General features: G+C 56.8%; 12 protein-coding genes and 1 pseudogene. 2 read left to right on the forward strand and 11 right to left on the reverse strand.

The window, feature by feature from the left end:
* From RMR24_RS03275 to RMR24_RS03305, 7 genes and pseudogenes are all read right to left on the reverse strand, one after another.
* Positions 1–70, reverse strand: a pseudogene (locus RMR24_RS03275) (acyl carrier protein); the annotation flags it as partial.
* Positions 71–161: 91 nt separating this feature from the next.
* Complete coding sequence (fabG, locus tag RMR24_RS03280; protein WP_310613668.1) at positions 162–905, reverse strand: 3-oxoacyl-ACP reductase FabG; 744 nt, start codon at positions 903–905, stop codon at positions 162–164.
* A gap of 15 nt (positions 906–920) precedes the next feature.
* Entirely contained in the window at positions 921–1,871 is a 951-nt protein-coding gene (gene fabD / locus RMR24_RS03285) for an ACP S-malonyltransferase (RefSeq protein WP_310613669.1), read from the reverse strand.
* Between the two features lie 40 nt (positions 1,872–1,911).
* Positions 1,912–2,913 (reverse strand): beta-ketoacyl-ACP synthase III, encoded by a 1,002-nt coding sequence (locus tag RMR24_RS03290; RefSeq protein WP_310613670.1) that lies wholly within the window; start codon positions 2,911–2,913, stop codon positions 1,912–1,914.
* 12 nt (positions 2,914–2,925) lie between these two features.
* Positions 2,926–3,960, reverse strand: a complete 1,035-nt coding sequence (plsX, locus tag RMR24_RS03295; protein ID WP_310613671.1) for a phosphate acyltransferase PlsX — start codon at positions 3,958–3,960, stop codon at positions 2,926–2,928.
* 75 nt (positions 3,961–4,035) lie between these two features.
* On the reverse strand, positions 4,036–4,218 hold the full coding sequence (gene rpmF / locus RMR24_RS03300; RefSeq protein WP_310613672.1) for a 50S ribosomal protein L32: 183 nt from the start codon (positions 4,216–4,218) through the stop codon (positions 4,036–4,038).
* Between the two features lie 99 nt (positions 4,219–4,317).
* On the reverse strand, positions 4,318–4,857 hold the full coding sequence (locus RMR24_RS03305) for a YceD family protein (RefSeq protein WP_310613673.1): 540 nt from the start codon (positions 4,855–4,857) through the stop codon (positions 4,318–4,320).
* A 26-nt stretch (positions 4,858–4,883) separates the two neighbouring features.
* On the opposite strand from RMR24_RS03305, the gene RMR24_RS03310 reads away from it, so the two are divergent.
* Positions 4,884–5,489, forward strand: coding sequence for a Maf family nucleotide pyrophosphatase (locus RMR24_RS03310; RefSeq protein WP_310613674.1), 606 nt, complete (start codon positions 4,884–4,886; stop codon positions 5,487–5,489).
* A complete protein-coding gene (locus RMR24_RS03315) occupies positions 5,486–6,268 on the forward strand; it encodes an SAM-dependent methyltransferase (protein ID WP_310613675.1) in 783 nt (260 codons plus the stop codon). The genes RMR24_RS03310 and RMR24_RS03315 overlap by 4 nt, the downstream gene beginning before the upstream one ends.
* A 3-nt stretch (positions 6,269–6,271) precedes the next feature.
* On the opposite strand, the gene RMR24_RS03320 is transcribed toward RMR24_RS03315, so the two are convergent.
* Genes RMR24_RS03320 through RMR24_RS03335 form a run of 4 tightly spaced genes read right to left on the reverse strand, consistent with a single transcriptional unit; the run spans position 6,272 to position 9,324 of the window.
* A complete protein-coding gene (locus tag RMR24_RS03320; protein WP_310613676.1) occupies positions 6,272–7,240 on the reverse strand; it encodes a S49 family peptidase in 969 nt (322 codons plus the stop codon).
* A 19-nt stretch (positions 7,241–7,259) separates the two neighbouring features.
* The gene (locus RMR24_RS03325; protein ID WP_310613677.1) at positions 7,260–7,643 is read right to left on the reverse strand and encodes a Rieske 2Fe-2S domain-containing protein; all 384 of its coding nucleotides are present in this window, start codon (positions 7,641–7,643) and stop codon (positions 7,260–7,262) included.
* Positions 7,644–7,648: 5 nt separating this feature from the next.
* On the reverse strand, positions 7,649–8,314 hold the full coding sequence (locus RMR24_RS03330; protein WP_310613678.1) for an HAD-IA family hydrolase: 666 nt from the start codon (positions 8,312–8,314) through the stop codon (positions 7,649–7,651).
* Entirely contained in the window at positions 8,311–9,324 is a 1,014-nt protein-coding gene (locus RMR24_RS03335; RefSeq protein WP_310613679.1) for an RluA family pseudouridine synthase, read from the reverse strand. The genes RMR24_RS03330 and RMR24_RS03335 overlap by 4 nt, the downstream gene beginning before the upstream one ends.
* Positions 9,325–10,003: the final 679 nt, after the last annotated feature.

Here is a 10,003-nt window from a genome sequence, read left to right on the forward strand (position 1 = left end):
TCACTTGAGACTCTTCAACGCCGAGTTGTTCAGCAATGATTTTTTTGACACGCAGTTCGATATCGCTCATGGATTCCCTCTAAGGGTTGTGAATAAGACCGCTATTTTAACCGGACGGACTGACCGTATTGATTCTGTTTTGTGTTTTGGCGTAAATGGCCTTAAGCCATGAACATGCCACCGTTGACATGCAACTCTTGGCCTGTCACATAACTGGCATGTGCGCCAGCCAAATAGGCCACAGCATGTGCAATGTCAGCAGGTTTGCCGAGGTGTCCCAGTGGGATTTGGCCCAGCAAAGCTTTTTGTTGTTCTTCGGGCAAGGAGGCCGTCATGTCGGTCTCAATAAAGCCAGGCGCCACGCAGTTGACGGTGATGCCACGGCTGCCCAACTCTCGGGCCAATGCGCGGGTCATGCCAGCCACCCCGGCCTTGGCCGCTGCGTAATTGGCTTGACCGGGATTACCCGACGCACCCACCACACTGGTGATGCTGATGATGCGGCCATAGCGCTGCTTCATCATGGGGCGCATGACGGCGCGTGACATGCGAAACACGGCTTTGAGGTTGGTGTCGAGCACTGCGTCCCAATCGTCATCCTTCATGCGCATGGCCAAGGTGTCGCGGGTGATGCCGGCGTTGTTCACCAACACGTGCAAAGCGCCGTGGTCTTTGGTGATTTGCTCCAACAAAGCGTCGATGGCTGTTGAGTCGTTGACGTTCAGGTTGGCACCACGGCAGCCTGCATGCGCAGACAAAGCTTGGGTAATTTTGGCAGCGCCGTCATCCGACGTGGCCGTGCCAATGACCAAGTAGCCTTGTTGGGCCAACTCTTGGGCAATGGCTGCACCGATGCCGCGCGAAGCGCCAGTCACCAATGCAATGTGTTGTTTGTTATCGCTCATAGTCTTCTTTTCTAATTAAGCCAATGCAGTTTTCACTTCGGCCATGCTGGCGGGGTCAAACAAAGGCAAGCCTGTTAAATCTGCATCGATACGCTTGACCATGCCAGCTAAGACCTTGCCTGGGCCGCACTCGACCAAGGTGGTCACGCCACGCGCCTTGATGGCAGCCACGCACTCAACCCAACGCACGGGGCCAAAGGCTTGGCGATACAAAGCGTCGCGCATGCGGTCGGCATCGTTTTCCACGGCTACATCGATATTGTTCACCAAGGGGATTTGCGCTGCGGCAAATACGGTAGTGGCTAATTTTTCTTTCAGGCGCTCAGCCGCTGGCTTCATCAAACTGGAGTGGAAAGGTGCAGACACGGGCAAAGGCAAGGCACGCTTGGCGCCGTTGGCTTTGAGCACTTCGCACGCTTTTTCCACAGCTGCCTTGCTGCCAGCAATCACGGTTTGGCCTGGGTCGTTGAAATTCACCGCCTCCACCACTTCGGTAGAACCTGCGCCAAAGGTGGCTTGCGCTTCGGCGCAACCCGCAATCACTTGTGGAGCCGACATACCCAAAATAGCAGCCATGGCGCCCGTGCCCACAGGCACAGCTTCTTGCATGGCTTGCGCGCGAAAACGCACCAGCGGTGCAGCTTGGGCCAGCGTCAACACGCCAGAAGCCACCAAAGCAGAGTACTCACCCAAGGAGTGTCCAGCCACCACGCTAGGCACAGCGCCGCCTTCGGCCAACCAAGCACGGTAAGCCGCCACGGCCGACACCAACATGACTGGCTGGGTGTTGGTGGTCAAGCCCAAAGCTTCTTTGGGGCCTTCGTGAATCAGCTTGGCCATGTCTTCACCCATGGCGTCAGACGCCTCGACCAAAGTTTGAGCCACCACAGGGTTGTCGCCCCAAGCGTCGAGCATGCCGACGGATTGAGAGCCTTGGCCTGGAAATACAAAAGCAAATGAAGTCATAACGTATCTAGAAGTTTGTCACAGCAAGTCTTGGGCAGGCCTACAGTTTGAGTAGCACTGCGCCCCATGTGAAACCGCCGCCCACGCCTTCGAGCATGAGGGTTTCACCTTTTTTCACTTGGCCAGAACGCACGGCATGGTCCAACGCCAGCGGAATGGAGGCTGCCGAGGTGTTGCCATGATCGTGAACGGTCAAGACGACCTTTTCCATAGGTAGTTTCAGCTTCTTGGCTGTACTTTGGATGATGCGGATGTTGGCTTGGTGTGGCACCAACCAATCGATGTCGGCTTCAGTTAAGCCCGCTTTGTCCAGCACGGTGCGGGCCGCGCCTTCAAGCAAGCCGACAGCCAGCTTGAATACTGCTTGACCGTCCATCTTCAGCACAGGGTCACCCAAAATGTTGCCGTTGCGCACATGGCCTGGCACACACAAGATGCCCACATGTTTGCCATCGGCATGAATGTCGGTGGCCAAAATGCCGGGCGTGTCAGACGCCTCCAACACCACAGCACCAGCACCATCCCCAAACAGCACGCACGTGGTGCGGTCTTGAAAATCGAGCAAACGCGAGAAAATTTCAGAGCCCACCACCAACGCACGCTTGGCGTTGCCTGCGCGGATCATGGCATCAGCCACGGTCAGCGCATAGATAAAGCCACTGCACACCGCCTGCACGTCAAACGCAGGAGCGCCAGCGATGCCAGCCGCTTCATCGTCCAACTGGGCGAGTTTGTGCTGGAGGATGGCTGCGGTGGAGGGAAACACCATGTCGGGCGTCGACGTGGCGACGATGATGAGGTCAATGTCTTGGGGGCGGCGGCCTGCGGCGTCTAAGGCTTGCTTGCAAGCCTCGAAGGCCAAATCGCTGCTGCTCACCTCAGGGGCGGCAAAGTGGCGGGCACGGATGCCCGTGCGCTCAACAATCCATTCGTCAGAACTTTCCACACCTTGTGTGGCGAGTTCTGCGACCAAGTCTGCGTTGGTCAACCGGCGGGGAGGGAGAAAACTTCCGGTGCCAGCGATTCGGGAGAAAAGGGTCATTAATCAGGTGGCTCAGGCCGAGACGTCTGACGCTTGTCCTAGGGCCAACAAAGGAGCCGCATGGGCAATGCGAGAGCGTACACGTTCGAGCAAGTTATGGTGAGCTGCATCATACGCGCGGTTCAAAGCAGTACCAAAGGCTACATCATCGGCTGAGCCGTGGCTCTTGAAAACGATGCCATTCAACCCCAACAACGCTGCGCCGTTGTAACGGCGGTGGTCAACCCTGTCTTTAAAGTCAGAAAGGACAGGATAAGCAAAGATACCCGTAATTTTGGTGAAGATGTTGTGCGTAAACGAATTTTTGAGCGTTTCGCTGATCTTGTGTGCCAAACCTTCGCTGGCTTTCAAAGCTACATTGCCGACAAAGCCGTCACACACGATCAAGTTGACTGTGCCTTGGTAAATGTCATTGCCTTCGACATTGCCCACAAAATTCAAATCACCAGAATTAGCCGCTGTTCGCAACAGTTCGCCTGTTTTTTTGATAACTTCACTACCTTTGATGTCTTCTTCACCGATGTTTAACAAGCCGACTGTGGGGCTTTCGATGTTGTCGAGCACCGACACCAAGGCAGAACCCATGACGGCAAACTGCAACAAATGCTGAGGCGTGCAATCGACGTTGGCACCCAAATCGAGCATGGTCGTGCCGCCGCCTTTGAAGTCGGGCATACGACCGGCGATGGCTGGACGGTCAATGCCATCGATGGTTTTAAGCACATAACGTGCGATAGCCATCAAAGCGCCCGTGTTACCAGCAGATACCATCGCTTGAGCGGCACCGCTCTTGATCTGCTCAATCGCCACGCGCATTGACGAATTCTTTTTGCGGCGCAAGGCCACTTCGATGGGGTCATCCATAGCCACCACTTCAGAGGCCGCGACCACTTGAGCACGAGGGTGAGAAAAAGACGACAGCGCATCGGGCAGACCCACCAGCAACAGCTTGGCGTCTGGGTGCGTGTCTAAGAAACGGCGACAGGCCACCAGCGTGACACGCGGGCCATGGTCGCCACCCATGCAATCAACAGCAAGAGTGGTCATGCAGGTTTCTTCTCGTCAAAAAAACAAAAGCCCGAGGCGCCAAAGACAGCCACGGGCCAATGAAGTGTGAAGTAATTAAGCTTCAGACTTAGTCTTCAACACTTTGCGACCACGGTAAAAACCGGTGGGGCTGATGTGATGGCGCAAGTGGATTTCACCTGTCGTTGACTCAACGGCTGTACCGGGAGCTGTCAACGCTGTGTGCGAATTGTGCATGCCGCGCTTGGAAGGTGATTTTTTGTTTTGTTGAACAGCCATGACCGGCTCCTGGAACTAAATGTGGTTGATCATTGGGCCACAAACCAACCGAGGTCAGCGTGACACGAAGCCTAAGATTATAGCCCAACTCTTAAGATTTCAGTGCTTGCGCGCTTTGAGCGACGCCAGCACCGCAAATGGGTTGGGCTTGACCTCGGCCAAGATGGCCTCTTCCTCCTCCGAAGTTGGTGCCTGCTCACTCAAACATGCTGGATGCATGGGAACCAAGGGCATACCCATGAGTAACTCGTCTTCAACCAAGGCCATCAAATCAAAGCTGTCTTCCATGACCAACAGGTCTTCATCTGATTCGTCGTCTTCAGCCAAGGCGGTGGTTTCGTCGGCTACAAAGCGGAAATCTTGCTCGATCAGCAATTCCACCGGCACGGGGTGCAAGCAGCGTTGGCAGGTCAGGGGCACGGTAGCTTTGGCTTCCAAGTGCAACCATGCATCGTCTTTGCCGCGCTGCTCGGGGTCAATAGCGCCTTGCGCTGACCACGACACATGGCCCGTCACCTCGCCGCTGCAGTCTGCGGCCAGGCGCTCAAACTCAACCACGGGGGTGTCGCCCTCTAAGTGCATTTGCGCTTTGGCAAAGGCTTTGACATCGAGGGCGTGAAGGTTCTTTGGTGTTTGCATGCGCGCCAGTGTAAGAGAATCCACCCATGTCTAAGCTTCAACGCGCCCTGATTTTGGGCTCTACCTCCAGATACCGCCGTGAACTACTTGCGCGTTTGCGTGTGCCTTTTGACGTGGTCAGCCCCGATGTGGATGAAACACCCCTGGCGGGCGAAGCCCCACAGGCGCTTGCCACCCGTTTGGCGTTGGCCAAAGCCAAAGCTGTGGCCACCCTGCACCCCCAGGCGGTCGTGATTGGCTCAGACCAAGTGGCTGACCTCAACGGCGAGCCACTGGGCAAACCCGGCACACATGAACGTGCGGTGGTCCAACTGCAACGCATGCGTGGCCAAACCGTGATTTTTCAAACCGCGGTGTCCGTGGTCTGCATGGACAGCCAGTTTGAACAAACCGAACTCGCCCAAATCAAGGTGTGCTTTCGTGACCTGAGCGATGCCGAAATTGAAGCCTACTTGCGCGCCGAAGAGCCATACGACTGCGCGGGTAGCGCCAAGAGCGAGGGCCTAGGCATTGCCCTGCTCGACGCCATCGAGAACGACGACCCCACAGCCCTGATCGGCTTACCCATGATTCGCACCGCCCGCCTGCTACGCGCGGCGGGTATTGATCTATTGGGAGCACTAAAGCCATGAGCAACATACCCAACACAACAACGCAAAAAGGTACGCTCTACCTCGTGCCCACCCCGCTCGACTTTGGCTGCGAGAACCAAGCCCCCATCACCGATGTGCTGACGCAAGAAACCTTGCGCGTGGCGGCAGGTGTGACGCACTGGATTACCGAGAACGCCAAAAGCACACGCGCCTTTTTAAAGCGCGTTGACGCCCATGTGCCGCTGGCCAACACCATTCAAGAAAACACCATCACCGAGCTTCCGCGCGAGGTGCACAAAAAAGGCGACCACACGGGTGAGTTTGATGCCAAGCCCATGCTCAAAGCCGCGTTGGCGAGCCACGATATAGGCTTGGTCAGCGAAGCAGGCATGCCTGCGGTGGCCGACCCCGGCTCCTCGGTCGTGCGTGCTGCGCACGAACTGGGCATTCGCGTGGTGCCACTGGTGGGCCCCGTGTCGCTGCTGCTGGCTTTGGCCGCTAGTGGTTTGAACGGCCAAAACTTTGCGTTTGTCGGCTACTTGCCGCAAGACGGCGCTGCCCGCACACAGCGTTTGCGCGAACTGGAAAACTTAGTCGCCAAACACGGCCAAACCCAAATGTTCATTGAAACGCCCTACCGCAACCAAGCCCTGTGGGACGCGCTGGTGAATGGTCTGCAAGGCAACACTCGGTTGGCCCGCGCCAGTGGTTTGACCATGGCCAACATGCAAGTGCATTGCAAAACGGTGCAAGCGTGGCGCAGTGCGGGTAAGGCTCAAATTTCGGGCGAGCCGACTGTGTTTTTGATTGGCAAATAAGTGTCAGCGCACGGTGGGCATGGTTTGCATCGCACGCACCGCGCCTTCACCAATGGCAGCACCAAAGCGTTTGGCCAAACGCTCGGCCACGTTTTCGTGACGGGTGTAGTCGATGATGTCTTCGGCTTTCACAATTTCACGGGCCACGTAATCAAGGTTACCCAAGCCATCGGCCAAACCAAGGTCAACCGCTTGCTCACCGCTCCAGAACAAACCGCTGAATAACTCTGGGGTTTCTTTCAAGCGCTTGCCACGGCCTTCACGCACCACTTGGATGAACTGTTGATGAATTTGATCCAGCAAAGTTTGTGCATGGGCACGCTGGTTTTTGGTTTGCGGGCTGAACGGGTCTAAGAAACCTTTGTTCACACCAGCCGTCATCAAGCGGCGCTCCACGCCCAACTTGTCCATCAAGCCGGTAAAGCCAAAGCCATCCATCAATACGCCGATGCTGCCCACGATGCTGGCTTTGTCCACGTAAATTTCATCAGCCGCCACAGCGATGTAATAAGCCGCTGAAGCGCATGACTCTTCCACCACGGCATACACCGGCTTTTTGTGCTTGGCCTTCAAACGGCGAATTTCGTCATTGATGATGCCAGCTTGCACAGGACTGCCACCGGGTGAGTTGATTTGCAACACCACCGCTTGCGAGCCTTCGTCTTCAAACGCAGCGCGCAAGGCGGTGACCACCCACTCGGCACTGGCATCAGCGCCGTCGGCAATTTCACCTTTGATGGCCACCACCGCGGTGTGGGGCTGACTGGGGCTAGCGCCCCCCATGCCGCCTTTGTGAGCGCCTGTCCAAAACAAGGCCACGATCAACGCCAACCACGCAAAACGGAAAAAGATGCGCCAACGTCGGCTGGCACGCTGTTCAGCCAAGGTGGCGAACGCCAAGCGCTCAAGCGTGTCGCGCTCCCACACCGTTTTGTGGCTGGGGGTTTCGGGGTTTGTGTGATGTTCAGACATATAGGCAGGTTTTCACAATTTAATCTAGAAATTCGAAAGGTTTCAAGTTGTACGCAGTATGCCAGTGCACCACGCCGTCAGCCTCAGACAACTCCACTTTGACCAAGCCACCACGGCACGGTCCACCCGCGCACTCGCCGGTGTCGGGCGCGTACTCGGCGCCGTGGGTGGCGCACAGCAGCCAGCGGCCTGAAGCATCGAAAAACTGGTCCGGCTGAAAGTCCATCTCCATCGCCACATGGGTGCAGCGGTTGAGGTAGGCGTGCGGCTGGCCTTCGAAGCGAATGGCAAACGCGCGGCAGGTTTGACCAGCAAACACCACGTCAAACGGCACAGCGCGGCCACCTTCGACTAAATCGGCGCTGTTGCACAAGGGCATCACTTGAGAAGCAAAGTCAGTCATGGCTTTTACGCATGGGCCAACAACCAATCGTGCAACTCCTTCACAGAGTGCGCGATGAATCTTGGGTTCAAGGGTTCAAACTGGCCGTGGTCGTGTGCACCGTAGCTCACGCCCACACTGGCGCAGCCTGCGTTCACGGCCATTTGCAAGTCGTGCGTAGTGTCGCCAATCATCAAGGTGCGCTCGGGCGCCACGCCAAATTCACGCATCAACTCGTGCAGCATGCGGGGATGGGGCTTGCCTGCTGTTTCGTCTGCCGTGCGCGAACCGTCGAACACGCCTTTGAGTTCACTGGTGTGCAGGGCTTCATCCAAGCCACGACGGCTTTTTCCGGTAGCCACCGCCAGCCAGTGGTGGCGTTCGCGCAAGGCAGCCAACAAGGGCAAAACGCCTTCAAACAAAGCAATGTCGTTGGCGTGCTTCATGTAGTGGAAGCGATAGCGCTCGCCCAAAAGAGGGTATTTGTCTTGCGGCACATCAGGCGCGGCATGGGCCAGCGCCTGCATGAGGGCCATGCCAATCACATACGACGCGGCCTCGTCCGTCGGCTTGGCCCCGCCGACATCGACCACTGCCAACTGAATGCAACGGGTGATGATTTGCGTGGAATCAAACAGCGTGCCGTCCCAATCGAAGGCAATCAAATCGAACTGGCGCGGGCGTGTGGTCATACGTCGAGATCCGGTTGGATGATGGGCGGCTGAATGCCATCCACAAAGTTTTTCAGCTCTGGCGGCAGCGGCGCTTGCAGGCTAACGGGGCGGTGGCTTTGTGGGTGCTGAAACTTGAGTTGCCACGCGTGCAAAAACATGCGTTTGAGGCCCATCTTGTGCAGCAGTTTGTTGTGCTCGAAGTCGCCGTATTTGTCGTCTCCCGCAATCGGGTGGCCTTGGCTGGCCAAGTGCACGCGAATTTGGTGGGTACGGCCGGTTTTGATGGTCACTTCCAACAAGGTGTAAGGACCCACAGTGCGCGCCACACGCACCAGCGTGATGGAACGCATGCCGTTCGGGTCATCTTTGTCCACCACTTTGACGCGGCGCTCGCCCTCGCCTACCCCAGTGTCCACGGTGTACTTGAACAAAGGCGAGTCAATCACCTTCTTGTTTGACGGCCACAGGCCGAGCACCAAGGCCAAATAAGTTTTGCCCGTTTCACGGTCGCGGAACTGGTCTTGCAGGTTTTTGAGGGCGCTGCGCTTTTTGGCCACCAACAGCACGCCCGAGGTTTCACGGTCAAGGCGGTGCACCAGCTCTAGGTTGGCCGAAGCTGGACGGGCACGGCGCAGTTGCTCGATCACGCCAAAGCTCACCCCACTGCCGCCATGCACGGCCACACCAGCGGGTTTGTCGATGGCCATCATGGCCTCGTCTTCCATCAGCACCGGAAATTCACGGGCGGGGGCCGGTGCATCAGCCTTGGCCTGCACTTGGGCTGAGATGCGAACAGGCGGCAAACGCACCAAATCGCCCGCCTCCACCCGTTGATCAGCCGAAGCGCGGCCTTTGTTGACCCGCACTTCACCGGAGCGAATGATGCGATAGACGTGGGTTTTCGGCACACCCTTGAGGTGGCGCATGAGAAAGTTGTCTAAGCGCTGACCCGTCGAGTCTTCGTCGACAGTCAGTGTTTTTACCGAGGGGGCGGGGTTTGGGGCCGAAGCCCCTATAATGTGATTCACCAGCGTTTTGCTCTAAGTGCTTGATTTAACACAGATTAGACCATGTACTGACGAACGCGGTAAGGTCGATGCCCCTTTTGTGTCCGAGACGCAGACCCAGTACCCAAGAGACTGAGTGGCCCTCGCCCCAGAAGTTGAGCCGACGATCAGAAAACACCGAAATGGAATACCCCAAGTTGTGGAGGCTCTTTTTGAAAAGCCTTCATGACGGATCACTGCAAGAAGCAAAAACGATGGTTGTGGCAATGTTGATGTTGATGGAACTCTGCACAGAGTGGCTCTTGCCACCGACTGTGTGTAGCGTTGCGCGTCGCACCTATGCCAGCTGGACCAGCCCTGTCTCCCCTGCACCGGCTCATCAAGCCACGCACTCGACAACAGGACAACCGCGACTTCTTGCCCTTATCCACGCGCCCACCCACCGTCCCCTGCGCTGATCTCACATTGATTAGCGCAGAGGCGACGGTCTCAGCGGCAATTCCCTTCGTTCTCTGACGTCCCTCAGGCATCGTTGGCCCGTCATGGGCCTGTGATGATTTGACACGTGAAGGAACTGCATCATGAAACGGATGCTCATTAATGCAACCCAGTCGGAAGAACGCCGCCTGGCCATCGTCGACGGCCAAAAGCTGCTCGACTATGAAATTGAAATCGAAGGCCGCGAACAGCGCAAAGGCAA

The organism is Limnohabitans sp. (genome assembly GCF_031539105.1).
GTDB lineage: Bacteria > Pseudomonadota > Gammaproteobacteria > Burkholderiales > Burkholderiaceae_C > Limnohabitans.